A 25697-nucleotide genomic window follows, 5' to 3' on the forward strand; every position below is an offset into this window, starting at 1 on the left:
TTGGCCCGCCACCACTGGAACATCGCCATGCGCCACCACCTGTTGCTGCTGCCGCTCGTCCTCGCCGCCTGCGCCATCGCCCCGGCCGCACCCGCCGCTGGCGGGCCGCCCAAGGCCTCGGAGGGCATCGTCACGCATGCGCCCGATGCCGCCATGCTGGGTCGCCAGCACTGGCGCCTGGCCCAGGCCACCGATGCCCATGGCCAGCGCATCGATGCGCTGTTCGTGCGCGCGGACAAGCCGCTGCAGCTGGACTTCACCCAGGACAGCCTGCGCGTATCCGGCGGCTGCAACGGCATGAGCGGCAACTACCGCGTCGCGGACGGGCAATTGCAGGTGTCCGCCATGCGCCACACCATGATGGCTTGCGCCGATCCGGCGCTGAACCGTCTGGACGGCCAAATCAGTTCCCGTCTGGAAGGTCATCCCGCCATCACCGTGACGATACGCGGCATGGCGCCGCAACTCGAACTGCGCACCAGCAGCGGCGACCTGCTGAACTTCACCGGTGTGACCGCGCCTGGTCAGCCGTAGCGACGCTGGCGCACCCATTTGGTGACGATCCACTTTTCGCCCGCGCGCACCGGCGCACCGCCGTGCAGGGTGCGCGGATCGACTTGGCCGAGGCTGTTGCAGTATTCGAAATGGACGGCCGAACCGGGCTGCGGCAGCACCTCCAGCCCCAGCTCGGGGAAGATGGTGCCGCCGCCGTCCTCCACCGCGTTCAGGTACATCACCAGGGTGGCGACGCGCTGGCCGCCGGTGGCCATCACGGCCGCGCTGCCCGGATCGTCGGGCGGGAAGTAGTCGAAATGCGGGCGGTATTCGCCGCCCACGCCGTAGTGCAGGATCTGCAGGCCTTCGCCGTTTTCCACCGGCATGCCCATCAGCTCGGCCAGGCGGCGCTCGATGCGCGCGATGAAGTCGTCGGCGCCGCGCTCGAAGAAGGTGCCTTCGCTGGTGCGCTCGGCGATCACCTCGTAGCGGCCCGATTGCGGGTCCACCGTAGTGGAACGCGCCAGCTTGTCGCGCGAGCGGCGGATCAGCTCGGCGCACTCCTCACCGCTCAGCACGTCATGCAGCACCGCCAACGCAGGCTTTGCCAGCCGCAGCGCCACGCGCACGTCGCGATCGTGGGTGCGGATCACGTTGTCGGCCGGCAGTCGCGGCGTCTCGTCGACGTAGGCGGCGGGCCTGGCCGCGCCCGCACCCGGCGCAGGCGCCGGCGCATCGGGCACGCCCACCTCGCGCAAGGCCAGCCGCATCACGTGCGCGCTGGCTTCGCTGCGGTCGAAACGCTGGCGCACCATGTCCTCCACCAACATCTGCGGCGCGCAGCCGCGCGCGAGATTCTCGATGATCCAATCGCGCCACTCGGAAGACAGTGCTGCCTGGGCCTGCACACGACTCCCCTCGCTGAACAAGCACGCCGGCACGGCGCCGGCCAAACCCGTATTATCGGAAACCGCGCAGCGCAAAGCGTGCGCGCGACCACGCTTTATACCATCACGCCGACATCCATGGCTTACTCAGTCCGAAGCATGACCTGCAAAGCCCATCACGCCCCCACCAGCATCCCCAGCCAACCCGCCTCCACACGCACCGTCGTCCCGGCCTTCGGCCAGCATGGTCAAACCACCTGGCGGAGTCCGACAGTCAAGCTCGGAGCATTGGGCAAAAGGGGGCTTGATAGTTACGGCGTGGAAACCTCGAATTCCACCCCTTTCTTTTTCCCCGCCAATCGCACATCGGGGGTGACGCACATAACCATGCGTCTGAGGTCAACATAAAGATCCTTGCCACGGAAATAGGGCATCCCTACATTCAAATCAATTGCCTTGTCTGGATAGCTGGCAGCAACGATCATCGTTCGCTCGCGGCTGTCTCCAAATAAATCAACCGACCCTTTGACCGCCATGGTTTTCAGTGCGTAGATACCGTTATTGCCACGAATATTGATGTCGACATCACCACCGGACGCCTTGAGCCCGAACCGCTGTGCAAACTGCAACGTGGGCATCACGTCGGATATGGAATTTCCTGTATCCAAAATAGCTACAACCGGGCTGCCGTTGAACCTCACGCCGGGAATGGATATCAAAGCCATGGGTCCGCCAAAATCGGTCACCATGGTGATGTCTTTGGCGCAACCGTTCGGAAACACGGGGTTCGCGATAAATTGCGTCGGCGTCAACTCGAACGACCCGATCTTGTCAAGAACATCCAGGCCCAAAATTCCATCATACGGCCCGCCACCGGCGCTCTCGGCGACATCGACCGATTCGTTGTTTATGGTCACGCCGGCAAACGATAGCGAAGCAACGGTTGCCACGGCGCTCGGCGCCACTCGCCCTTCGATGTCAGCGTTCATTGATACGGCGCCGGCCACATAATTCGCCCCCACTTTCTTCGCGGCGGATGACGAAAGAACCGTCGAGCCTACGCCAGTATCCATGAGCAAAGTCAAAATTTTCCCATTGATGTTCACGTGAACCAATGGAAAAGCAGGATTCTTGGTCACGACCTTCGAAGCATCAGCACCAGGGGCTGCCGCTAATTCAACCGCCCTGGCCGTTCCATCATGCACCACGCGCTCAGGTAAAACGCCAACTCCGGCCAGTCTCCTGGATTCGCGGATGATGGCATTTTTCAGCGGCGTTCCGTCCGTCCCGGGGACGTGGTTCCTGTAAAGCTGCTCAAAGGACGCCGCCAGCATTCCGATAGTTTCAACGTTCCCGTCGAAGCCACGTAAATTAGTGGCATTCTGATTGACCAGTCGCGCGCACGCGTAATTTATCGTCAAGTTGACCACGCTTGTGACGCCGCTTTTTCGCGACAACGCCTCGCAATGTTGTGACATGGCTAACGAGTCGGCCAACTTCCAATTGATTCTGGCAGCCGTCGCTTTCACAAGCCATTTCATGGCTGGGGCACATTTGTCGCCTCGGCAGTCTGGCAGAAGCTTGATGTCGCCACGCAATACGGCATGATTCAGCTGGTCAAATGGCGCAAGCACTCTTTGGTGTCTATCTACGCCACAGCTGCAAACGCACACCATAGCCACGCAGGCGCCCGCCATGCGAATCCACGCAAGTCTCACGGTCATCCACCTCCAATCAAAAAAATGCCGCCGCCCATCTCCGAGGAAAGGCGGCGGCAATCCAAATCAGCTTCTATCGCTATTGCGACATGGCCGAGCTATTCCCGGCGCTGCCGCCATGGGCAGGCGCCCCACCAAGAGGCAATGTGCACGACTGGGTCACGCCGCCACCCGTCGTATGATGGTACTGGAAGGTAAAGCTTCCCGCCCCCTCCGAAACCACCCCAACACTAACAGCACCATCAGAACCGGTTCTGTTATCCTGCATATGCCACTCCACTCCCGGGCCGCAGGGATTCTGCGACTCACCTGAAGAAGAACTATCGTTAAAGTATTTCTTGATTGCGTTCCATATATCGTTCCACGAAAACGACCCTCCGCCGACCTGGCTTATCTCGCCAACAGTAAGATCACGCATGTATTGCTCCTTTTCCTTCGCTTATTGGCTTGGGATATACGCCGCCCCAATAATCGGCGTGTCACACTTCACCCACGAACGCGACCATCACGCGATATAGTGGAGACTTGGCAGTACGGCCCAACAGCAAAGCAGCCTCAGCAGAGGTAAGTGCGCTGCGGGAAACCTGTATGACCTTGCCGTATTGCTGGCCAAATTTTTGGTATGGGTACGCCTGATAACGAAGCACTACGCGATTTCCCGGCTCAATGAATCCGGTCGCACTGCTGGGCACCAACAATTGGGCTTCGAGCTCAGAGCCTTGTGGCAAAATCGACAGCAAAGGCTGCCCTATCGAAACGTTTTGTCCAGCCTTCACCAGCAGGGCGGAGACGGTGCCTGCTTGCGGGGAGTGCAGCACGGTGCCGCGCTCGGCTGCGTTCTCGGCAATCTGACTATCCAACTGCGCGAGTTTTTCGCGCAATTGACTGGCCTGGGCCGCTGTGGTGAGCGGCAATTGCGTCATCTGCGCCCGCAAACTACTCAATTGCTGTTGAATAGTGAGACGCCGGCTCATGACCGCTTTGGTCTGGCTTTTTTGGGCCAAAACGGTTGCCTGATACTGGCTGAATTCGACCGTGGAAATCTCTCCACTCTTTTTCAGAGGCGAGATACTTCTCAACAGGTTCGAGTCGGTTTCGGTCAGTTGGCGTTGCAGCACCAGCTGACTGTCCAACTGGTCGACCTGCGTACGCAGCATGCCGATGCGGCTGCGCAGGCCTTCGGTTGAAGCCTCTGTCTGGGGTTGCAAGTTGGCGAGGGTGACACGGGCCTGCGCTTCCTGTGCACGCAGTTGGGTGTCAACCAATTCATGGGTGTCGCCCATGCTGGTATCGAGGTTGGCGGAAATTTCAGCCAGCGGTTGCCCAGCGGTGACACGCTGATCCTCATGTACCAAAGCCAGTGTCACCGTCCCGGTGGTTTGTGCTGTTAGCGTGAGCAGCCCTTCGTGCGGCAACAACTGGCCGGTGACTGATTCGCGGCGGGTGTAGTGGCCGAAGGTCAGAAACAGCACGATGACAGTAGCCATCGTCAATGCCAGCAAGAGCCACCATACGAACGACAGCGGAGTGGCGAGGCTGATCGTTCCAAGCCATTCGCCTCAGTGACTTCCTGTCGAAACAATTCCTGCGACAAACCCGACTCCCTGTTGGTTCGATACGGCGCTTTGATACGGTCAACGAAACACTTTGCATGTATCGCGTCGTCTAAAGGTTAATGGCTCGTTCGCATACATCCATAGGAAATTTTCTTAGGCATGGTTAGCCGCAAAATATTACGCACACGATCAAATTGCATTAAGTGCCCACAACCATTTGTTGTTATTCATCGTATCGCCGACTGTCAATCGCTCATGTGCGGTCGAACGCACACCTAATCAGCATGAATTTACGCGCCAGGTTTCTTGTACCCCCTGCAACTCTGACCAGTTCTGGCGCCAACACCACAGCCGCCGTGCAACCCCTGCTGTCGCGTGGTCAGCGTATTCCCAGCGCGTAGTCGATGGCCGCGCCAACCGCCGCCGCCTGCGCATCGTTGCACTGCGCGGGCGTGGCGCGTGGACTGTCGGGGTAGACCTCGGTGGTGGTGCGGTAGTGCGCCTCGGTGATGCCGGCGCACAACCCCAGCTCGCGGCAGGCGTATTCGATCACGCCGTGCGCCACCACCGGGGAACCGATGATGGTGCCGTCCGGATCGGCCGGGGCGATGTGGGTGACCTTGGCCACCGCCGCGATCACCGCCTGCTGGAAAGCCGGCTCGGGGCGTGCGCTGTCCGCGCACAGGTAGAAGCCGTCGGGAATGGTGCCGGGCGCGTAGTCCTTGCCGTCGCGCGCTGCCAGCGCGGGGCGGAACTCGCTCTCGTCGGTGTCGGTGGTTTCGTGCAGGTCGATATGCATGCGCACCTGCGCGGCCAGCGGCGCCAGCAGCGACCACAGCGCAGCCGATTCCGGCGCAGGGCTGCCCGCACGGAAATTGCGGTTGGGATCGAGCGCCGCCGGGTTCCAGCGGTGGATGCGCTCGTAGCCCCACGGACTCACGCAGGGCACTGCCAGGAGGTTGATGCGCCCGGCGTAACGCCCGGCGTGACGCTCCAGGAATTGCAGCGCGCCGTGCACGCCGCTGGCCTCGTAGCCGTGCACGCCGCCGGTGACCACCATCAGCGGCAGCCCGTCGCGCCAGCCTCGGCTGCGCACCGCGTAAAGCGGATAGCGTTCGGGCGCGTAGTCGAGTTGGCCGTACTGGCTCACGTCGAAGCCGGCGCGCAACGCGTCGATGCGCGCTACCACATCGTCCACGTAACTGCGCTGGCGCACCTGACGCGCGCGCCAGGCAGCGACCTCGGCCGGCCCCCATGGCGTGCCGGGCGTGCCGATCGGATAAAAGGCGGCATGAGGCATGGTGTGTATTCCTTTGGGGTTGCTGGCCGGCGCACAGGCACGCGGCCAGCATGCGGGGGCGATTACTTGCCGGCAGGCTGCGCCTGGGCCGGCAGCGGCTCCAGTTCGAAGTTCAGCGTGGTGATCTTGGCGTCCAGGCCGTGCACCACCTCGGCGGTGAGGTCGTTGCTCACATTGCCGCCCAGCACCGCATCACGGTTGAGCAGCAGGCCGCAGTGGTGGTCCTGGTAGGCGCTGGCGATGATGGGCTGGGCCTGCGCGCCGATCTGCTGCATCACCTTGCCGCGGGTCAGCTGGACACGCTCGTCGAGTTGGCTCACCTGGCCCTGGAACGCCTGCATACGATGCTGCAAGGCCGTGCCCTGCTGCTGGCGCTGCGCTTCGCTGAGCGAGGCCGACTTCGCCTGGAAAGCCTGGACTTCGGCGGCCAGCGGTTTGCGCTGGTTGTCCAGTTGCGACTGCTGCTGGGCGGCCAGTTGCTTCAGGTGTTCGCTGGCCGCCTGCCCCACCTTGGCCTGTGCGAACACCGCCTCGCGCGAGAGCATGCATACGCCTGGCACCGGGTTGCCGACCAGCGTATCGGCCGGCGCGGCGGCAGTGGCGGCATGCGCCGGCGCAGCCAGGGTGAAGGAAAGGCCAGCCGCAGCAACCAGGGCGGCGGTGTACAGGGAGCGGGATATCTGCATGGGACGGTTTCCGGAAGTTGGGGTTGGCAGGCGCCGCGCACCGAACAGCGGCACCCGGCAAAACGCCAGCATACTCGCAGAAAACCGCCTGCCACACGGCCGATCCGCGCAGATCGCGCGCACTGGTGGCACACTTGCCGGCCTCCCCGCCGGCGCAGCAGCGAGCCGCGGGATCGATCAAGGCCCGCCGTGTCCGCCAACCCCCGCGAAACTCCGAACCCCGAACCCTGGCGCCTGTCCGTCGCCCCGATGATGGACTGGACGGATCGCCATTGCCGGTTCTTCCACCGCCTGCTGTCGCCGCACGCACGGCTGTACACCGAGATGGTGACCAGCGCGGCGTTGGTGCGCGGGCACGCGCTGCGCCTGCTCGAGCACAGTCACGAGGAACATCCGGTGGCGCTGCAACTGGGCGGCAGTGATCCGCTGGAGCTGGCCACGGCGGCGCAGTTGGGTGCCGCGGCCGGCTTCGACGAGATCAACCTCAACGTGGGTTGTCCTTCCGATCGCGTGCAATCGGGCCGCTTCGGCGCCTGCCTGATGCGCGAGCCGGCACTGGTGGCCGACTGCGTGAAGGCGATGCGCGACGCGGTGGCCGTGGAAGTCACGGTGAAATGCCGCATCGGCGTGGACGAACAGGATGCCTACGCCGACCTGCAGCGCTTCGCCGAAACCATGCGGGAAGCCGGCGTGCGCGTGCTCACCGTGCATGCCCGCAAAGCCTGGCTGCAAGGCCTCTCGCCCAAGGAGAATCGCGAGATCCCGCCGCTGGACTACCCGCGCGTGCATCGCCTCAAGCGCGAGTTCCCCGACCTGGTGGTGGCGATCAACGGCGGCATCGCCACGGTCGAGGCTGTGCGGGAACAACTGGCCCACGTGGATGGCGTGATGCTGGGCCGTGCCGCCTACCACGATCCCTACCTGCTCGCCCGGCTCGAACACGCGCTGTATGGCGCGCCGCTGCCTTCGCGCCAGTCCGTGCTGCAACGCCTGCGCCCCTACGTGGAAGCCGAACTGGCGCGCGGCACGGCGCTCAAGCACATCACTCGCCATGTGTTGGGCCTTTACCAGGGCGAGCCGGGCGCACGCGGTTTCCGCCGCGTGCTCAGCGAAGGAGCGCACCGACCCGGTGCCGGCTGGGCGCTGCTGGAGCAGGCCATGGCGAGCGTCACGTGACAGCCGCCGCCCGTCCGGTCACTATTCAGCCCGGCCTGTCCAAACTGAACGGGCCAAGGCAGACTGTGGTTCAAGCAAGACCATGAGCACGCAACGATTCAACATCCATCTGGCATGGCTGGTGCTGGCGCTGGTCGCAAGTCCGGTCGCCGCTGCGCAGCCCCCCGCACGAGTGGCCAGCGACCTCAGCCTGGATCAGGCCGTGACCCGCGTGCAGAAGGAAACCAGTGGTCAGGTGTTGTCGGCCGAATCCCGCCGCTGGGATCGGCGTACCGAATACCGCATCAAGGTACTCACGCCCGAGGGCCACGTACGTGTGATGACGGTACCCGCCGGCAACGGCGAATCCGCGCGGCCAGCCGCCTCGGCCAGCCGAATGCCCCCCGCACGCCATGTCGGCGGCAAGGAGAGACACTGAAATGCGCATCCTGTTGGTGGAAGACGAGGCGCCGCTGCGCGAAACGCTGGCGGCACGCCTGAAACGCGACGGTTTCGCGGTGGACGCGGCGCAGGACGGCGAGGAAGCACTCTATCTCGGACGCGAAGTGCCCTTCGACCTGGCCATCATCGACCTGGGCCTGCCCAAGATGAGCGGCATGGAGCTCATCAGGGCGCTGCGCGAGCAGGGCCAGCGCTACCCGGTGCTGATCCTCACCGCGCGCGGCGGCTGGCAGGACAAGGTGGAAGGCCTGAAGCAGGGCGCCGACGACTACCTGGTCAAGCCCTTCCATGTGGAGGAACTGCTGGCCCGCATCAACGCACTGGTGCGCCGCGCCAGCGGCTGGTCCAAGCCGGTGCTGGCCTGCGGCCCGATCAAGCTCGACACCACCGCGCAGACCGTTTCGGCCGAGGGCAAGCCGGTCGACCTCACCAGCTACGAGTACAAGGTGCTGGAATACCTGATGCTGCACGCCGGCGAACTGGTTTCCAAGGCTGACCTCACCGAGCACATCTACCAGCAGGATTTCGACCGCGACTCCAACGTGCTGGAGGTCTTCATCGGCCGCCTGCGCCGCAAGCTGGATCCGGAAGGCAACCTGAAACCCATCGAGACCGTGCGTGGCCGTGGATACCGCTTTGCCATCCCCCGCACCGACGGCGACGACGAGTAAGCCCGCACCGCGCCGCCCGCTCTCGCTGGCGGCGCGCTCGGCGATCACCACCGGCTTCGTGCTGGCGGCCTTTCTCGGCCTGGTCGGCGTGGTCATGGCCGTGGCCAAGAAGCAGAGTGCGCTGAACAACCTGCAGGATCGGCTGCGCGACGCCGCGATCACCGACATCATCACCCACACCGACGCCAACCGCGACGGCCGCCTGCTGCCGCCCGATTCGCCACCACAGAAATTCTCCCAGCCCGGCTCCGGCCTGTATGCACTGATTCTCGGCCCGGATGGTTACCGCTGGGAATCGGCCTCGGCCATCGGCCACGACTTCCACTTTCTGCAGCCGCTGCCCCCTGGCCAGCGCCAATTCGCCGGCCCGGTCGAAACGCGCATGGGCCGGCTCTACTACTACGCCATCGGCGTGGCCTTCGACTACCCGGGCCGCAAATCCACCCTGGCCACCGTGATGGTGGCGCAGACCGAGCAGCAGCTCGAAGGCGAGAACGCGGTGTACCGGCGCACGCTGGCGCTATGGTTGTCGGTGCTTGGCGTGCTGTTGATCGTCCTGCAACTGCTGCTCTTGCGCTGGAGCCTCACCCCACTGCGCAAGGTGGCCAGCGACATGAGCCGGGTCGAGCACGGCGACAGCGACCACCTGGACAGCCAGTATCCCCTCGAACTCACCGGCCTCACCGAACGCATCAACGCCTTCATCGACAGCGAGCGCGAACAGCGCACCCGCTATCGGCACACGCTGGCCGACCTTGCGCACAGCCTGAAGACGCCACTGGCGGTCATCCGCTCGCAGCTCGAATCGGCCGACGCCACGCCAGCGCGTCGCAGCGTACTCGACCAGGTGCAGCGCATGAACGATCTGGTGGCCTACCAACTCGCCCGCGCCGCCACTTCCGGGCGACAGACCTTCGCCGCGGCCATTCCGGTTGCCAGTCACGCGGAAGACCTGGTGCGCAGCCTGGAGAAGGTCTACGCCGCCAAGAACGTCTTGTGCGAATTCGACATCGAGGATGGCGTCGCCTTCCACGGTGAGCTGAACGATCTGCTCGAACTGATGGGCAACCTGCTGGAAAACGCCTTCAAGTGGACGCGCCACCACGTACTCCTGGTGGTGCAGGGCCAGCCCCAGGGCGGGCGCGGACGCCCCGCCCTTCTGCTCAGCGTCGAAGACGACGGCCCCGGCATCGCCGAGGACAAGATCGAGAAGGTGCTGCAACGTGGCGTACGCGGCGACGAACGCGTGCAAGGGCACGGCATCGGTCTGTCCATCGTGCAGGACATCGTGCGCGCTTATCGCGGTGAGCTTACCGTGGATCGCTCGCCCGACTTCGGTGGCGCGCGCTTCAGCGTGAGACTGCCGCCTGAGTGAGCGCCACCGCCGCGTGCGGCAAGGTCACTGGATCGATCCTGGCAACAGCGACTGCCAGCCTATCGCGGCAGGTCGCGCGCTGGTTGGCGCGGAAGAGGCACGCCCGGAGCGCTCGCTACCGCCCCCAGCACCGTGCCGCTCCGTTTCGGTGGCACTGTCCGTCTCCGTGGCATGCCGCGAACCGCCGCCATCATGCGCCGACAGCAGTGCATCGCCGCCCGCGGCACCACCGGTGTCGTGCGTCCCATTGTCCATAGCTCCGTGCTCCGTGGCCCCCTGATCCTGACGATCCAGGTCCGTGGCCATGACGTTGCCTATGCTGGCCAAGCCGATCAGCCCAGCGACCATCCAATGTCTGGCTTTCATGACGTGCGCCCCCAGGCCCACAAACAAGACAGCCATGCTCGCAGAAATGCGCAGTACGCACCAGTGTCGATGCCTGCGTGCGTTGTGATTTGGGTTGGTGCAAAAGAGAACGCCCCCACCGGGAGGTGGGGGCGTTCGGAGGATAAAATCCCTGGCGGTGACCTACTCTTGCATGCGGATGCACACTACCATCGGCGCGGCTGCGTTTCACTTCCGAGTTCGGGATGGGATCGGGTGGGACCACAGCGCTATGGCCGCCAGGGAAGGGGTGGGAGTAGCGCGATGCGCCAACTCCACAAGGGGTGAGAATCTATTCGCGGAACCGGCCTGGCGGGCTGGTTCCAGACTCTCCGCGAGATGACTCTCGCGAAAAACATTGGCAAACGAGTGACAAGCGCCCTGGTTGAAGTACCGGGTACGTGGTGAAGGCCACTTGGGGTTATATGGTCAAGCCGCACGGCTCATTAGTACGCGTAAGCTCAATGCATTGCTGCACTTCCACATCGCGCCTATCAACCACCTGGTCTTGATGGTGCCTTAAGGAGAGTCAAGCTCTCGGGAGATCTCATCTTGGGGCGTGCTTCCCGCTTAGATGCTTTCAGCGGTTATCACTTCCGTTCATAGCTACCGGGCAATGCCATGGGCATGACAACCCGAACACCAGCGGAACGTCCACTCCGGTCCTCTCGTACTAGGAGCAGCCCCCCTCAAATCTCCAACGCCCACGACAGATAGGGACCGAACTGTCTCACGACGTTCTGAACCCAGCTCGCGTACCACTTTAAATGGCGAACAGCCATACCCTTGGGACCGACTACAGCCCCAGGATGTGATGAGCCGACATCGAGGTGCCAAACACCGCCGTCGATATGAACTCTTGGGCGGTATCAGCCTGTTATCCCCGGAGTACCTTTTATCCGTTGAGCGATGGCCCTTCCATACAGAACCACCGGATCACTAAGACCTACTTTCGTACCTGCTTGATCCGTCGATCTTGCAGTCAAGCACGCTTATGCCTTTGCACACAGTGCGCGATGTCCGACCGCGCTGAGCGTACCTTCGTGCTCCTCCGTTACTCTTTGGGAGGAGACCGCCCCAGTCAAACTACCCACCATACACGGTCCCTGACCCGGATTACGGGCCGAGGTTAGAACGTCAAGCACTTCAGGGTGGTATTTCAAGGATGGCTCCACGCAAACTGGCGTCTGCGTTTCGTAGCCTCCCACCTATCCTACACAGAAGAACTCAACGTTCAGTGTAAAGCTATAGTAAAGGTTCACGGGGTCTTTCCGTCTTGCCGCGGGAACGCTGCATCTTCACAGCGATTTCAATTTCACTGAGTCTCGGGTGGAGACAGCGCCGCTGTCGTTACGCCATTCGTGCAGGTCGGAACTTACCCGACAAGGAATTTCGCTACCTTAGGACCGTTATAGTTACGGCCGCCGTTTACTGGGGCTTCGATCAAGAGCTTCGCCTTGCGGCTGACCCCATCAATTAACCTTCCAGCACCGGGCAGGCGTCACACCCTATACGTCCACTTTCGTGTTTGCAGAGTGCTGTGTTTTTGGTAAACAGTCGCAGCGGCCAGGTTACTGCGACCTGCCAATGCTCAGTCACGCATGTGACCACATCGGCAGGCGCACCTTCTCCCGAAGTTACGGTGCCATTTTGCCTAGTTCCTTCACCCGAGTTCTCTCAAGCGCCTTGGGATTCTCACCCTGCCTACCAGTGTCGGTTTACGGTACGGTTTGCTGTAGCTGAAGCTTAGTGGCTTTTCCTGGAAGCGTGGTGTCAGTCACTTCACCCAATAAGGGCTCGTCTCGGTGCTCGGCATAAAGAGGGCCGGATTTGCCTAACCCTCATGCCTACCGCCTTTCCCCGGGACAACCAACGCCCGGTAGACCTAACCTTCTCCGTCCCCACATCGCACTACAGTCAAGTGCTGGAATATTAACCAGCTTCCCATCGACTACGCATTTCTGCCTCGCCTTAGGGGCCGACTCACCCTGCGCCGATGAACGTTGCGCGAGGAAACCTTGGGCTTTCGGCGGGGGGGCTTTTCACCCCCCTTATCGTTACTCATGTCAGCATTCGCACTTCCGATACCTCCAGCAGACTTTACAATCCACCTTCACAGGCTTACGGAACGCTCCTCTACCGCGCACATTGCTGTGCACCCCGAGCTTCGGTGTCTAGCTTAGCCCCGTTAAATCTTCCGCGCAGACCGACTCGACCAGTGAGCTATTACGCTTTCTTTAAAGGATGGCTGCTTCTAAGCCAACCTCCTGGCTGTCTATGCCTTTCCACATCGTTTTCCACTTAGCTAGAACTTGGGGACCTTAGCTGCGGGTCTGGGTTGTTTCCCTTTTCACGACGGACGTTAGCACCCGCCGTGTGTCTCCCGGATAGTCTGTCCTGGTATTCGGAGTTTGCCATGGTTTGCTAAGTCGCGATGACCCGCTAGCCATAACAGTGCTCTACCCCCAGGAAGATTCGTCCGAGGCGCTACCTAAATAGCTTTCGAGGAGAACCAGCTATCTCCGAGTTTGTTTAGCCTTTCACTCCTATCCTCAGCTCATCCCCATCTATTGCAACAGATGTGGGTTCGGTCCTCCAGTGCGTGTTACCGCACCTTCAACCTGGCCAAGGATAGATCACTCGGTTTCGGGTCTACTGCCAGAGACTATTCGCCCTATTCAGACTCGGTTTCCCTTCGCCTCCCCTAGATGGTTAAGCTTGCCACTGACAGTAAGTCGCTGACCCATTATACAAAAGGTACGCAGTCACCCTTGCGGGCTTCCACTGCTTGTACGTATACGGTTTCAGGGTCTATTTCACTCCCTTCACCAGGGTTCTTTTCGCCTTTCCCTCACGGTACTAGTTCACTATCGGTCAGTCAGGAGTATTTAGCCTTGGAGGATGGTCCCCCCATGTTCAGACAGGGTTTCTCGTGCCCCGCCCTACTCAATTTCATGCACGGTGCCCTTTCGTCTACCGGGCTATCACCGTCTGCGGCGGGCCTTTCCAGACCCTTCGACTAAAACACTGTGCACTTTTGGGCTAGTCCCCGTTCGCTCGTCGCTACTGAGGGAATCTCGGTTGATTTCTTTTCCTCCGGGTACTTAGATATTTCAGTTCCCCGGGTTCGCCTCGTACGGCTATGTATTCACCGCACGATACCTCTTGCGAGGTGGGTTTCCCCATTCGGACATTGCCGGATCAAAGCTTGTTGCCAGCTCCCCGACACTTTTCGCAGGCTGCCACGTCCTTCATCGCCTCTGACTGCCAAGGCATCCACCGTATACGCTTGGTCGCTTGACCATATAACCCCAAGTCGCCTCGGAGCTACACGTTTCAAACCACCTGTTCGTGCCTCAACACGTGCCTCGGTTCGGTTCGAACCAAGACGCTTGTCACTCGTTTGCCAATTTTCAAAGAACACAAGAACGGCCTCAACGCCGCCTCGCTTCAAATCTTTTAGTGTGCTGTGAATTCACGTCGCCAAGTGGTGGAGCCAGTCGGGATCGAACCGACGACCCCCTGCTTGCAAAGCAGGTGCTCTCCCAGCTGAGCTATGGCCCCGTGCCTGGGCTGCCGGCACCGCCAAGGCAGTACGGCCTGGATGGTGGGTCTGGGAGGACTCGAACCACCGGCCTCACCCTTATCAGGGGTGCGCTCTAACCACCTGAGCTACAGACCCGGAAGCTTGTCAGGGACGCTACGTGAATACAGGTGTCTTGTGTGGACGTCTTGCGCGACGGGTCGCGCTGTCTATCTCGAAAGGAGGTGATCCAGCCGCACCTTCCGATACGGCTACCTTGTTACGACTTCACCCCAGTCATGAACCACTCCGTGGTCGTCGTCCCCCTTGCGGTTAGACTAACGGCTTCTGGAGCAACTCACTCCCATGGTGTGACGGGCGGTGTGTACAAGGCCCGGGAACGTATTCACCGCGGCATAGCTGATCCGCGATTACTAGCGATTCCGACTTCACGGAGTCGAGTTGCAGACTCCGATCCGGACTGGGATCGGCTTTCTGGGATTGGCTCCACCTCGCGGTATTGCAACCCTCTGTACCGACCATTGTAGTACGTGTGTAGCCCTGGCCGTAAGGGCCATGAGGACTTGACGTCATCCCCACCTTCCTCCGGTTTGTCACCGGCAGTCTCCTTAGAGTTCCCACCATTACGTGCTGGCAACTAAGGACAAGGGTTGCGCTCGTTGCGGGACTTAACCCAACATCTCACGACACGAGCTGACGACAGCCATGCAGCACCTGTGTTCCGATTCCCGAAGGCACTCCCGCATCTCTGCAGGATTCCGGACATGTCAAGGCCAGGTAAGGTTCTTCGCGTTGCATCGAATTAAACCACATACTCCACCGCTTGTGCGGGCCCCCGTCAATTCCTTTGAGTTTCAGTCTTGCGACCGTACTCCCCAGGCGGCGAACTTAACGCGTTAGCTTCGACACTGATCTCCGAGTTGAGACCAACATCCAGTTCGCATCGTTTAGGGCGTGGACTACCAGGGTATCTAATCCTGTTTGCTCCCCACGCTTTCGTGCTTCAGCGTCAGTGTTGTCCCAGATGGCCGCCTTCGCCACTGATGTTCCTCCCGATCTCTACGCATTTCACCGCTACACCGGGAATTCCACCATCCTCTGACACACTCTAGCTCGCCAGTATCCATCGCCATTCCCAGGTTGAGCCCGGGGATTTCACGACAGACTTAACGAACCGCCTACGCACCCTTTACGCCCAGTAATTCCGATTAACGCTTGCACCCTTCGTATTACCGCGGCTGCTGGCACGAAGTTAGCCGGTGCTTATTCCTCAGGTACCGTCAGCCCCACCGGTTATTAACCGATAGTATTTCGCTCCTGATAAAAGTGCTTTACAACCCGAAGGCCTTCTTCACACACGCGGCATTGCTGGATCAGGCTTGCGCCCATTGTCCAATATTCCCCACTGCTGCCTCCCGTAGGAGTCTGGGCCGTGTCTCAGTCCCAGTGTGGCTGATCATCCTCTCAGACCAGCTAGCGATCGTCGCCTTGGTGGGCCATTACCCCGCCAACTAGCTAATCGCACATCGGTTCGTCCAACCGCGCGAGGTCTTGCGAGCCCCCGCTTTCTCCCGTAGGACGTATGCGGTATTAGCGTAAGTTTCCCTACGTTATCCCCCACGTTTGGGTAGATCCCGATGCATTACTCACCCGTCCGCCACTCGCCACCCGGTATTGCTACCTGTGCTGCCGTTCGACTTGCATGTGTTAGGCATGCCGCCAGCGTTCAATCTGAGCCAGGATCAAACTCTTCACTTAAGTTTTCGACAACCTCGCCCTTGCAGGCTTGGCCGTCTATCTTTCTGAAGCGTGACCCCAACCATTGAAACTCATTACTGACTTTCTTTGGGTGGGACGCTTTGCATTGCTTGGACAAGTCATCGACTCGCCAGCGCAAGGCGTCCACACAATTCACCTGTGCACACTGTCAAAGATCATCAATCTGTGCGGATTCTTTCGTTTCCGCCCCGTGACGTTTCGTCCCGGGTGAGCCGCTCACTATACATCGTTTTCTTCGACCGTCAACCTCTTCGTGAAAATTTTTCAGCGAGTTGTTGAAGCCGACACCCTGCGACGAAAGCGGCTCGTCGGCGGGGTGCGAATCATAGCGCCTTGCCTTGTCGCTGGGAAGAGGGGCGAGCCATGGCGACGAAGCCCATGTCGTGGAGCCCCATCCCTGCCGAGGGAGCGGCCAGACTCGCCGCAGTGGAATCTTGCGCATTCAGTGCCACGTCGCGCCCGTTGCACCCGCGCCCAAGGCGCACCCCCGTCTGGTAGGGAACCAAGGCGTCGAGCGGGAGCGCTTCGAGCATGTCCCACTCGTCCTCGAAAGGTACGAACTGCCGCATGGTGTGACTCCCTGTTTTTACGCGCCCGTTGCGCGTGCAACCATCACACCGCCGACACCGGCCCGCGCGCTGTCCGTCACATGACGAATACGGGACGCCAGCAAGGGCATTCGATGGCGACACCGCTGGCGGGCGGCTTTCACGGATTTTCAGTCAACCTCGACCATCTCGAAGTCGCTCTTGGTAGCGCCGCAATCGGGGCAGGTCCAGGTCTCGGGCACATCTTCCCAACGCGTGCCGGGCTCGATGCCTTCCTCGGGTACGCCCAGCGCCTCGTCATAGATGTAGCCACAGACCACGCACATCCATTGCCGTGCGGTGGAGCCGGTGCTTGAGCGCTCATTCATCGTGGGGGGCTGCCTGTAAAGGTGGATGGCGCATTCTCGCAACTCATCCAGCGTCGTGAAAGCGTGTCCGCAGGTTGGTGGCGAAAGGCCACGACAGGCCGGACAATGACGCCATCCCTTGCCGATGAGCCCTGCCCCATGAACAACCACGAACTTTTTCAGCGCGCCAGGAAGCGGATGCCCGGCGGCGTGAACTCGCCGGTGCGCGCCTTCAAGTCTGTGGGCGGCGAGCCGTTCTTCACCGCGCGTGCCGACGGCGCCTACCTGTGGGACGTGGAAGGACGGCGCTATATCGACTACGTGGGCTCCTGGGGCCCGATGATCGTCGGCCACAACCATCCCGCGGTACGCGCGGCGGTGGAGCGCGCGGTGCAGGACGGCCTCTCCTTCGGCACGCCTTGCCCGGCCGAGGTGACCATGGCCGAAACCATCGCGAAGCTGGTGCCGTCGATGGCGATGGTACGCATGGTGAACTCGGGCACCGAGGCCACCATGTCGGCGATCCGGCTCGCGCGCGGCGCCACCGGCCGCGCCAAGATCGTGAAGTTCGAGGGCTGCTACCACGGTCACGGTGACAGCTTCCTGGTGAAGGCCGGCTCCGGCGCGCTCACCTTCGGCGTGCCGACCTCGCCCGGCGTACCCAAGGCGAACGCCGACCTCACGCTCACTCTGCCCTACAACGACCTCGATGCCGCCAAGGTGCTGTTCGCCGCGCAGGGCGAGGAGATCGCCGCGCTCATCATCGAGCCGGTCGCCGGCAACATGAATTGCATCCCGCCGATGGACGGCTATTTGCAAGGCCTGCGCGAACTGTGCACGCGGCACGGCGCGCTGCTGATCTTCGACGAGGTGATGACCGGCTTCCGCGTGGCGCTCGGCGGCGCGCAGGCGCATTACGGCGTGACGCCGGATCTCAGCACCTTCGGCAAGATCATCGGCGGCGGCATGCCGGTGGGCGCCTACGGCGGAAGGCGTGAGCTGATGGAACAGATCGCCCCGAGCGGCCCGATCTACCAAGCCGGCACGCTCTCCGGCAATCCGGTGGCCATGGCGGCGGGCCTGGCGATGCTGGAGCTGATCCAGGCGCCCGGCTTCCACGACCAGCTGGCCGCCCGCACGCGCCGGCTCTGCGACGGCCTGCAGTCGGTGATGGATGACGCCGGGGTGGCGTTCTCCACCAACCGCGTGGGGGGCATGTTCGGGCTGTTCTTCACGGCACAGAAGGTCAGCAGCTATACGCAGGCCACGACGGCGGACACCGCGCTGTTCAACCGCTTCTTCCACGGCATGTTGGCGCGCGGCGTGTACCTCGCCCCCAGTGCCTTCGAGGCGGGCTTTCTATCCAGCGCCCATTCCGACCAGGACATCGCCGACACCTTGCAGGCGGCGCGCGAGGCCGCGAGCGCAGCCAAGGTGGGCTGAACCAGAAAAATCACGTAATGACAAGCTTTACACATGAACATGTTTACTATTCGGCACTGTCGTTCAGGATGACGGGGTCGCCATCCGACGACCTATCACCGGAGCAAACATCATGAAATCCCTTGCCATTGCCTGTGCCCTTGCCATGGGCCTGAGCCTCCCCCTCACTACACTCGCGCAGCCGGCCATGCCCGGCATGCAGGCCACCCCGCAAGCCGCTGCCGCACCCGCCGCACCGAAGCTGCACGCCGCGCTGCGCGGCCTGTGGCACGGCCATCTGGTCGCCACGCGCGACTACGCGACGGCCGTGAAGGCCGGCAACAAGGCGGCTGAGGCCAAGGCCGCCGACGCCGTGGTGGCGAACGCCAAGCAGATTTCCGACGCGGTGGCCGGCTTCTACGGCGCCGACGCCGGCAAGGGCTTGCTCACCTTGCTCGCCGGCCACTGGGGCGGCGTGAAGGCACTCACCGACGCGACCCACGCCGGCGACAAGGCCACTGCCGAAAAGGCCATGCAGGATCTCGCCACGAACGCCGGCGAGATCGCCAAGTTCCTGCACGGTGCCAATCCGAACCACTGGCCCGAAGCCACCGTCGACGGCCTGCTGCTGCAACATGCCGCCGACCACCAGTCGCTGGTGGGCGCGATCATGACCGGCGACCAAGCCACCAGCGCGAAGGACTGGACGATGATGGAAGAACACATGAACACCATCGCCGATGCGCTGTCCGGCGGCATCGCCGCGCAGTTCCCGCAGAAGGCCCAGTAAGTCCGTGGGCGCCCTGCGTCAGCTCGGCCAGACCCAGCAGAAGCTGCTGCGGACACTCCTGGCCGCGCCGCAGGGCGCCAGCGTGGAGGCGCTGTGCCTCGCGCTGCACGTGACCCACAACGCCGTGCGGCAACATCTCTCCGCACTGATTGCCGCTGGCCACGTCGAACGCGGCACAGCGCGTCCCACCGGCGGCCGACCGCAGGCACGCTACCTGCTGACGCAGGCGGGCCGCGAACTCTTCCCGCGCAATTACGGCCTGATCGCCGGCAGCATCCTCGAACACCTCTACGCCAGCGCCGGCAAGCCCGGCGTACAGGCGCTATTGGCCAGCATGGGAGAAACACTCGGCCAGCAAGCCGCCAGCCGCATCGAGGGCGAAAGCGACGCCGAAATCGCCGCGCGCCTCGCCGAACAGTTGGACACCTTGGGCTACGAAGCCGCCACCGTGAAACGCGACGGCGAAACCCAGGTCGAGGCCTACAACTGCGTGTTCCATGACCTCGCCAAGACCCACCCCGACGTCTGCCGCTTCGACCTTGCCTTCATGGAAGCCGCCACCGGCCGGCACATCCAGCACATGGAATGCCTCGTGCGCGGCGGCCAGGCCTGCCGTTTCCGCATCGGCAAGCCGCGCGAGCGCTGATTGCCACGCACCACATCGAGCACGACAAGGCACGCCTCTGATCGTCGATCCGGCGAGTGCACCCGGTTCAGCACCAGCAGTCATCAGCAACCGCGTGACTGCAGGTAAAACCGCCAGGCCCAGAAAGCCGCGACCAAGCCGCCATATGCCAGGGTCGGCGTGACCCGGCGCGATCTGGCCAACCGTACGACGCCAACAACGAGCAGGCCGAGAACGAGCACGCCAGTCATCGGCATCGTCACGTCGCGCATGTCGTCCGGCGCGACGGGCAAATCGCAAACCGTCACCCGCTTGCCGTCGTCGACCTCGCCAACCATGTAGGCATAGGGCGAACCGGTGGCCACGGCAATGCAGACAGTCACGGCCAGCGCGTACAGCGTCGCTGCGATAGTCGCGATGATTTTCCGGGGTGCCATGTCACATCCTGCCGAGGATTACTCTTACTTCAAACCGATGCCTGAGCATGGCACGGCCGTAGGATGTGTACGCGCGATCGGCGGCCCCCGGCTTGGCTTTCAACGACGCCTGAAAATCCTTGAGCGCGCGCGCAGTTCCGCGGTTGTATCGGGATCCGGAAATGACGAATTGTTCGTCCGTCAATCGTTCGGTATTGGCCTCCGGGTAATCGAACAAGATCAGCTTGTGCAGATAACGGGCAACCACGGATATGTTGAAAGAGTCGGTTTCCAGGCATGACGTGAGGTCGCTCTGCTGCTCCCGAGTCAGCATCGGGCCTCTGTAGCCCATGGCGGAAAGCGCCACCTGCAATTGGTCTTGATGGCCCCCTCGGAAGTCACCATGGGAAACTTTGTCAGCGGCACGTATTGTCGTACATGAAGCACGATCTCGTGCTTCATCCATGGGGGACCACCGCCAACCTCATTGAAGATCACGCATCCGAGAAAGTCGGCAGGTATCTTGTTTGCCGTGGCCGCCTCAACTATCCGCTTGCGGTTGTAACTTATCCAGGCTCGCTGGTATTCGAGCAGCTGCTCACGGCCGCCGTGGCTGTGGAGCCACTGCCAATCCGGGGGCAGTTTCCAGCGGACGGCATTGAACACACTCCATTTGGGGTAGCTTTCGCCATCGAGGGCGCAGAATTCGTTTCCTTCGGCCATCGTCCTTCCCCTGTCGCGTTGGCGTTCCAGCGCCGATGCTCCACACCCAAGCCTCAGCACGTCAAACTTCTACGCCCGCCCCGGCGCAGCCCGAGGGCTCCCATGCTGGTCTGGACAGGACCATCACCAACGTCCGGTGTTCGGCATCGAGGCCCAGGGTTCCTGTGGCGGCAGGTGACCATCCTGCAACAGCTCCACCGAAATCAGATCCGGCGAGCGTACGAAGGCCATGTGGCCATCGCGCGGCGGGCGGTGGATGGTATAGCCCATGTCCAGCAGGCGCTGGCAGGTGGCGTAGATGTCCTCCACGCGGAAGGCCAGATGGCCGAAGTTTCGCGCGCTGCCGTAGTCCTCGGCGGAATCCCAGTTGTACGTCAGTTCGATCTCGGCATCCGGGCTGTCCGGCGCGGCGAGGAAGATCAGGGTGAACCTGCCTTGCGTGTTCTCCATGCGCCGCGTCTCGCACAGGCCCAGCCCCTCGCAGTAGAAGCGCAACGAGGCGTCGATGTCGCGGATGCGCACCATGCTGTGCAGGTATTTCATCGCGGTACTCCGTCGATTTCAGGCTTGCGCGTAGGCGCGCAGGGCGGCATGCAGGCGCGCGAGGCCTTCGGCCACATCAGCCACCGTGATGTTGAGCGGCGGCACGAAGCGCAACACGTCCGGACCAGCCTGCAACAGCAGCAGGCCGTGCGCGGCGGCGTGGTCGAGGATCTCGCCCGCGCGGCCCCGATTCGCCTCGCCCAGCGCTGCGCCGATCATCAAGCCGCGACCGCGCACTTCGTCGAACAGGTGCAGCTCGGCGTCGATGGCCGCGAGGCCATCCCGCAACGCCTGCGCCTGTGTCGCCACGTTCGCCAGCAGTGCCGGCGCGGCCAGCTTGGCCAGCGCCACGCGCGCCACCGCAGCGGCCATCGGGTTGCCGCCGAAGGTGGTGCCGTGCGCGCCGTATTGCATGACCTCGGCCACCTTGGGGCCGGCCAGCATGGCGCCGATGGGGAAGCCGCAGCCCAGCGCCTTGGCCAGCGTCACGATGTCGGGTTGGATGCTGCCGTGTGCGAACAGCGCGCCGGTGCGGCCCATGCCGCATTGGATTTCGTCCAGCACCAGGAGTGCGTCGTGCGCATCGCACAGGGCGCGGGCGCGGGCAAGGAACGCATCCGTGGCCGGCACCACGCCGCCCTCGCCCTGCACCGGTTCGAGCATCACCGCGGCGACGTCGCCGGCGGCGAAGGCGGTTTCCAGCGCGGCGACGTCGTTGAAGGCGAGGTAGCGGAAACCCTCCGGCAGCGGCTCGTAGCCAGCCTGATATTTGGGCTGCGCGGTGGCGGTGACGGTGGCCAGGGTGCGGCCGTGGAAGGAACCCTTGAAGGTGAGGATGACGCGCCGGTCAGCCGCGCGGCCCTGCGCCGCCGCCCACTTGCGCACCAGCTTGATCGCCGCCTCGTTCGCCTCGGCGCCGGAGTTGCACAGGAACACGCGTTCGGCGAAGCCGCTGGCCTGCACCAGCTCTTCGGCCAGCCGCAGCGGCGGCTCGGTATAGAACACGTTGCTGGCGTGCCACAGCTTGCCCGCCTGTGCAGTGAGCGCGGCGAGCAAGTCGGGATCGCCATGGCCCAGCGCGTTCACCGCGATGCCGGCGCCGAAATCGATGTAGTCGCGGCCTTCGGCATCCCACACACGCGCGCCCTTGCCGTGGTCGAGCACGAGTTCGCGGGGTTTGTACACGGGCAGCCAGTAGCGCTTGCCGAGGGCGGTGAGGTCGGAGGTGGTCATCAGGGGCTTGCTCGTGGTCGGGTTCAATCGAGAAACAGGTCGGGCAGCAGGCGCGCGCCGGGCTGCACCGCGTAGGCGTCGAGGTTGGTGATGCCGGCATCGCGCAGCACGTCCTCGTCGATGGCGAAGTGGCCGCTGTACTCGCGCGCGGGGCGGGTGAGGATGGCATGCGCGGCATCGGCGACGATGTCCGGCGTGCGGCAGTGCGCGGCCTGCACGCCGTCGATCATCGCGATGGCGGCGGTGGCGATCACCGTGCGCGGCCACAGCGCGTTCACCGCGATGCCGAGCGACTTGAACTCCTGCGCCATGCCCAGCACGCACAGGCTCATGCCCATCTTGGCGATGGTGTAGGCGGTGTGCGGCGCGTACCACTTCGCATCCACGCTGGGCGGCGGCGACAGCATCAGCACATGCGGATTGGCCGCCTTTTTCAGCTGCGGCAGGCAGGCCTGGGTGACCAGGAAGGTGCCGCGCGTGTTGACCTGGTGCATCAGGTCGTAGCGCTTCATCGGCGTGCCCTCCACCCCGGCCAGCCAGATCGCGCTGGCGTTGTTGACCAGGATGTCGATGCCGCCGAAACGCTCCACCGCCTGCGCCACCGCCGCCTGCACCTGCGCCTCCTCGCGGATGTCGCACTGGATCGCCAGCGCCTTGCCGCCGGCTGCCTCGATGGCGGCGGCGGCGGTGTGGATGGTGCCGGGCAGCTTGGGGTTGGGCACGCCACTCTTGGCGGCGATCACCACGTTGGCGCCGTCGCGCGCGGCGCGCAGCGCGATGGCCAGGCCGATGCCGCGCGAGGCACCGGTGATGAACAGGGTCTTGCCGGACAAGTCGCTCATGAGGTTCTCCACATTCAAGCCTTCTGGAAACGCGGCAGGATATCGCGCAACTCGGCAAGCCGCCGTGCAGGATCGGTCAGTTCCAGCAGGCGCTGACGCTCTTCGTGGCTCAGCGGCAGGAGTTCAGCCAGGCGGTAGCCCAGCCAGCGCGCATCCTCGTAACACTCGCGCGGCGCATGCTTCCACTGCGGCGCCATCGCCTCCACCAGCCGCTCGGCGATGGTCTGCAGCAGCGCCAACTCCACCGGCACCGCCGCGAACGCTTCCTCCGGCCACCACTCCACCTGTCCGCGCAACTGGCCGTCCACGCGTACCCGCGAGCGGCGCACGCGAAAGCGCTGGTTGCCCTCGGCCACGATGGCAAGCAAGCCATCCGCACCGTGGCTGAAATCGACGATATGCGCCAGCGTACCCACCGCCGCCGGCACGGCAGGCGCGCCCACCTCGCGGCCCTGGAGGATCAGGCAGACGCCGAAGCCGCTGTCCGCGCGCGCGCATTCACGCACCAGTTCGAGGTAGCGCGGCTCGAAGATGCGCAGCTCCAGTCGCCCACCGGGATAAAGCACGGTGGACAGTGGGAACAGCGGCAACTCGGTGCGGGAGGCGCGTCCGGCCATGCGCGCAGTGTAGCGGGGAAGCTCAGCCCAGCCGTTCGACGAAGCGCCGCGGCGCGTTCTCGAAGCCGCCGTTGGACATGAACACCACGTAGTCGCCCGGCCGTGCCATGCCGCGCAAGGCATCGAGCAACGCGACCACGCTGGGCGCGGTGTGGCCGCGCCCGTGCAGCGCATCGGTGACGCGGTGCGCGTCCCACGGCAACTCGGGGCGATGCAGGAACACCACGGCGTCGGCATCGGCCAGCGCGGGCGCCAGCGCCTCGGCATGCGCGCCCAGGCGCATCGAGTTGGAGCGTGGTTCCAGCGCCACCAGAATGCGCGCCTTGCCCACTTTCGCGCGCAGCCCGGCCAAGGTCGTGGCGATCGCCGTGGGGTGATGGGCGAAGTCGTCGTAGACCTGCACGCCGCCCGCCGCGCCCACCCGCTCCATGCGTCGCTTCACGCTCTCGAAACTGGCGAAAGCGGGCAACAGCGCGCGCGGATCGGCGCCCGCCGCCTGCGCCGCCGCGAGCGCGGCCAGCGCGTTCATCACGCTGTGGTGGCCAGTGAGCGACCAACGCACCTCGCCGAGGATCTCGCCCCGGCGCATCACCGTGAAGGCGCTGCCGTCGGCGGCGAGCAGCTCCGCCTGCCAGTCGCCCATACCGATGCCGAACGTCTCCACCGGCGTCCAGCAGCCCATCGCCAGCACTTCGGCGAGACGCTCGTCGTGGGCGTTGACGATCAGCCGACCGTTGCCCGGCACGGTGCGCACCAGGTGATGGAACTGGCGCTGGATCGCCGCCACGTCGGGGAAGATGTCCGCGTGGTCGTACTCGAGGTTGTTGAGGATGGCGATGCGTGGGCGGTAGTGCACGAACTTCGAGCGCTTGTCGAAGAACGCGGTGTCGTATTCGTCCGCTTCAATCACGAACGGCGCCGCCGGTGGCGGCACGACCCTCCCCTCTCCCTCTGGGAGAGGGTGGCGCGCAGCGCCAGGAGAGGGTTCGGGGCTTGTAGGTTCCGACGCCCCGCCCAGCCGCGCGGAGACACCGAAATTGCCCGGCACGCCGCCGATCAAAAAGCCCGGCGCCATGCCCGCACTCTCCAGCAGGTGCGCCAGCAGACTGCTGGTGGTGGTCTTGCCGTGGGTGCCGGCCACCGCCAGCACCTCGCGCCCAGCCAGCACCGTCTCGCCCAGCCACTGCGGGCCGGAGACATAGCGCAGCTGCGCGTCGAGCAGGTATTCGACCGATGGATTGCCACGCGTCATCGCATTGCCCACCACCACGAGATCCGGCGCGGGTTGCAGGTGTTCGGCCGCATAGCCGTCCATCAGGCGGATGCCCAGCGCTTCGAGCTGGCTGCTCATCGGCGGATAGACGTTGGCGTCGGAGCCTTCGACGGCATGCCCCAGCTCGCGCGCCAGCGCGGCCACGCCGCCCATGAAGGTGCCGCAGATGCCGAGGATGTGCAGGCGCATGGTGTGGAATCCGTCCCTCTCGCCGATGCTTGCTCCCCTCTCCCGCCGGGAGAGGGGCTGGGGGTGAGGGTACGGGACTTGCGGGGAGGGCCTTTGCGGATGCGGATGTATTCGCTA

23 protein-coding genes, 2 tRNA genes and 3 rRNA genes are annotated in these 25697 nt (G+C 63.5%); 8 read left to right on the forward strand and 20 right to left on the reverse strand.

What is annotated here, in order from left to right:
* The first annotated feature begins 27 nt into the window (after window positions 1–27).
* Window positions 28–534 carry an META domain-containing protein gene (locus AC3WQA_RS07645; RefSeq protein WP_492674479.1) on the forward strand — a complete coding sequence of 169 codons (507 nt, stop codon included), beginning with the start codon at window positions 28–30 and terminating at the stop codon, window positions 532–534.
* On the opposite strand, the gene AC3WQA_RS07650 is transcribed toward AC3WQA_RS07645, so the two are convergent.
* The 5 genes from AC3WQA_RS07650 to AC3WQA_RS07670 form a co-directional block, all read right to left on the reverse strand.
* Entirely contained in the window at window positions 525–1403 is an 879-nt protein-coding gene (locus AC3WQA_RS07650; protein WP_492674480.1) for a 2OG-Fe(II) oxygenase, read from the reverse strand. The genes AC3WQA_RS07645 and AC3WQA_RS07650 overlap by 10 nt on opposite strands.
* A 290-nt stretch (window positions 1404–1693) precedes the next feature.
* The gene (locus tag AC3WQA_RS07655; RefSeq protein WP_492674481.1) at window positions 1694–2923 is read right to left on the reverse strand and encodes an aspartyl protease family protein; all 1230 of its coding nucleotides are present in this window, start codon (window positions 2921–2923) and stop codon (window positions 1694–1696) included.
* 656 nt (window positions 2924–3579) lie between these two features.
* Window positions 3580–4587 (reverse strand): HlyD family secretion protein, encoded by a 1008-nt coding sequence (locus AC3WQA_RS07660; protein WP_492674482.1) that lies wholly within the window; start codon window positions 4585–4587, stop codon window positions 3580–3582.
* 448 nt (window positions 4588–5035) lie between these two features.
* On the reverse strand, window positions 5036–5956 hold the full coding sequence (locus AC3WQA_RS07665) for a M14 family metallopeptidase (RefSeq protein WP_492674483.1): 921 nt from the start codon (window positions 5954–5956) through the stop codon (window positions 5036–5038).
* A 62-nt stretch (window positions 5957–6018) separates the two neighbouring features.
* Entirely contained in the window at window positions 6019–6642 is a 624-nt protein-coding gene (locus AC3WQA_RS07670; RefSeq protein WP_492674484.1) for an OmpH/Skp family outer membrane protein, read from the reverse strand.
* A 189-nt stretch (window positions 6643–6831) separates the two neighbouring features.
* Between AC3WQA_RS07670 and dusA the strand changes: the two genes are divergently transcribed.
* The 4 genes from dusA to AC3WQA_RS07690 all read left to right on the forward strand — a co-directional run bounded on the left by dusA (window position 6832) and on the right by AC3WQA_RS07690 (window position 10305).
* Entirely contained in the window at window positions 6832–7818 is a 987-nt protein-coding gene (dusA, locus tag AC3WQA_RS07675) for a tRNA dihydrouridine(20/20a) synthase DusA (RefSeq protein WP_492674485.1), read from the forward strand.
* A gap of 82 nt (window positions 7819–7900) precedes the next feature.
* Window positions 7901–8236 (forward strand): PepSY domain-containing protein, encoded by a 336-nt coding sequence (locus tag AC3WQA_RS07680; protein ID WP_492674486.1) that lies wholly within the window; start codon window positions 7901–7903, stop codon window positions 8234–8236.
* A gap of 1 nt (window position 8237) precedes the next feature.
* The gene (locus AC3WQA_RS07685) at window positions 8238–8930 is read left to right on the forward strand and encodes a response regulator transcription factor (protein ID WP_492674487.1); all 693 of its coding nucleotides are present in this window, start codon (window positions 8238–8240) and stop codon (window positions 8928–8930) included.
* Window positions 8896–10305, forward strand: a complete 1410-nt coding sequence (locus AC3WQA_RS07690; protein ID WP_492674488.1) for an ATP-binding protein — start codon at window positions 8896–8898, stop codon at window positions 10303–10305. The genes AC3WQA_RS07685 and AC3WQA_RS07690 overlap by 35 nt, the downstream gene beginning before the upstream one ends.
* Before the next feature lie 515 nt (window positions 10306–10820).
* On the opposite strand, the gene rrf is transcribed toward AC3WQA_RS07690, so the two are convergent.
* The 7 genes from rrf to AC3WQA_RS07725 form a co-directional block, all read right to left on the reverse strand.
* A 5S ribosomal RNA gene (gene rrf / locus AC3WQA_RS07695) occupies window positions 10821–10933 on the reverse strand.
* A 181-nt stretch (window positions 10934–11114) separates the two neighbouring features.
* Window positions 11115–13992: ribosomal RNA gene (locus AC3WQA_RS07700) — 23S ribosomal RNA — on the reverse strand.
* A gap of 185 nt (window positions 13993–14177) precedes the next feature.
* Window positions 14178–14253, reverse strand: a tRNA-Ala gene (locus AC3WQA_RS07705).
* 41 nt (window positions 14254–14294) lie between these two features.
* Window positions 14295–14371, reverse strand: a tRNA-Ile gene (locus tag AC3WQA_RS07710).
* 79 nt (window positions 14372–14450) lie between these two features.
* Window positions 14451–15991, reverse strand: a 16S ribosomal RNA gene (locus AC3WQA_RS07715).
* Together the 16S, 23S and 5S rRNA genes with 2 tRNA genes alongside form the textbook arrangement of a ribosomal RNA operon.
* 344 nt (window positions 15992–16335) lie before the next feature.
* Entirely contained in the window at window positions 16336–16581 is a 246-nt protein-coding gene (locus tag AC3WQA_RS07720) for a hypothetical protein (RefSeq protein ID WP_492674489.1), read from the reverse strand.
* A 149-nt stretch (window positions 16582–16730) separates the two neighbouring features.
* Entirely contained in the window at window positions 16731–16928 is a 198-nt protein-coding gene (locus AC3WQA_RS07725; RefSeq protein ID WP_492674490.1) for a rubredoxin, read from the reverse strand.
* 138 nt (window positions 16929–17066) lie between these two features.
* On the opposite strand from AC3WQA_RS07725, the gene hemL reads away from it, so the two are divergent.
* The 3 genes from hemL to AC3WQA_RS07740 all read left to right on the forward strand — a co-directional run bounded on the left by hemL (window position 17067) and on the right by AC3WQA_RS07740 (window position 19765).
* On the forward strand, window positions 17067–18350 hold the full coding sequence (hemL, locus tag AC3WQA_RS07730; RefSeq protein WP_492674491.1) for a glutamate-1-semialdehyde 2,1-aminomutase: 1284 nt from the start codon (window positions 17067–17069) through the stop codon (window positions 18348–18350).
* A 112-nt stretch (window positions 18351–18462) separates the two neighbouring features.
* A complete protein-coding gene (locus AC3WQA_RS07735) occupies window positions 18463–19119 on the forward strand; it encodes a hypothetical protein (RefSeq protein ID WP_492674492.1) in 657 nt (218 codons plus the stop codon).
* 4 nt (window positions 19120–19123) lie between these two features.
* Window positions 19124–19765: a helix-turn-helix transcriptional regulator gene (locus AC3WQA_RS07740; RefSeq protein WP_492674493.1), complete on the forward strand. Its 642-nt coding sequence runs from the start codon at window positions 19124–19126 to the stop codon at window positions 19763–19765.
* Between the two features lie 83 nt (window positions 19766–19848).
* Here the strand turns inward: AC3WQA_RS07740 and AC3WQA_RS07745 are convergent, their stop codons facing one another.
* From AC3WQA_RS07745 to mpl, 8 genes are all read right to left on the reverse strand, one after another.
* Window positions 19849–20181, reverse strand: coding sequence for a DUF2645 family protein (locus AC3WQA_RS07745; protein ID WP_492674494.1), 333 nt, complete (start codon window positions 20179–20181; stop codon window positions 19849–19851).
* Between the two features lies 1 nt (window position 20182).
* Complete coding sequence (locus AC3WQA_RS07750) at window positions 20183–20494, reverse strand: hypothetical protein (RefSeq protein WP_492674495.1); 312 nt, start codon at window positions 20492–20494, stop codon at window positions 20183–20185.
* Window positions 20488–20883 (reverse strand): hypothetical protein, encoded by a 396-nt coding sequence (locus AC3WQA_RS07755; protein ID WP_492674496.1) that lies wholly within the window; start codon window positions 20881–20883, stop codon window positions 20488–20490. The genes AC3WQA_RS07750 and AC3WQA_RS07755 overlap by 7 nt, the downstream gene beginning before the upstream one ends.
* A gap of 123 nt (window positions 20884–21006) precedes the next feature.
* The gene (locus AC3WQA_RS07760) at window positions 21007–21426 is read right to left on the reverse strand and encodes a VOC family protein (protein ID WP_492674497.1); all 420 of its coding nucleotides are present in this window, start codon (window positions 21424–21426) and stop codon (window positions 21007–21009) included.
* 18 nt (window positions 21427–21444) lie between these two features.
* The gene (locus AC3WQA_RS07765) at window positions 21445–22659 is read right to left on the reverse strand and encodes an acetylornithine/succinylornithine family transaminase (RefSeq protein WP_492674498.1); all 1215 of its coding nucleotides are present in this window, start codon (window positions 22657–22659) and stop codon (window positions 21445–21447) included.
* A 23-nt stretch (window positions 22660–22682) separates the two neighbouring features.
* Window positions 22683–23501 (reverse strand): SDR family oxidoreductase, encoded by an 819-nt coding sequence (locus AC3WQA_RS07770; protein WP_492674499.1) that lies wholly within the window; start codon window positions 23499–23501, stop codon window positions 22683–22685.
* Between the two features lie 14 nt (window positions 23502–23515).
* Window positions 23516–24118, reverse strand: coding sequence for an LON peptidase substrate-binding domain-containing protein (locus AC3WQA_RS07775; protein ID WP_492674500.1), 603 nt, complete (start codon window positions 24116–24118; stop codon window positions 23516–23518).
* Window positions 24119–24140: 22 nt separating this feature from the next.
* Window positions 24141–25580 (reverse strand): UDP-N-acetylmuramate:L-alanyl-gamma-D-glutamyl-meso-diaminopimelate ligase, encoded by a 1440-nt coding sequence (mpl, locus tag AC3WQA_RS07780; RefSeq protein ID WP_492674501.1) that lies wholly within the window; start codon window positions 25578–25580, stop codon window positions 24141–24143.
* Window positions 25581–25697 lie beyond the last annotated feature (117 nt).

The sequence above is a fragment of the Rhodanobacter sp. FW106-PBR-R2A-2-24 genome (assembly GCF_058789615.1).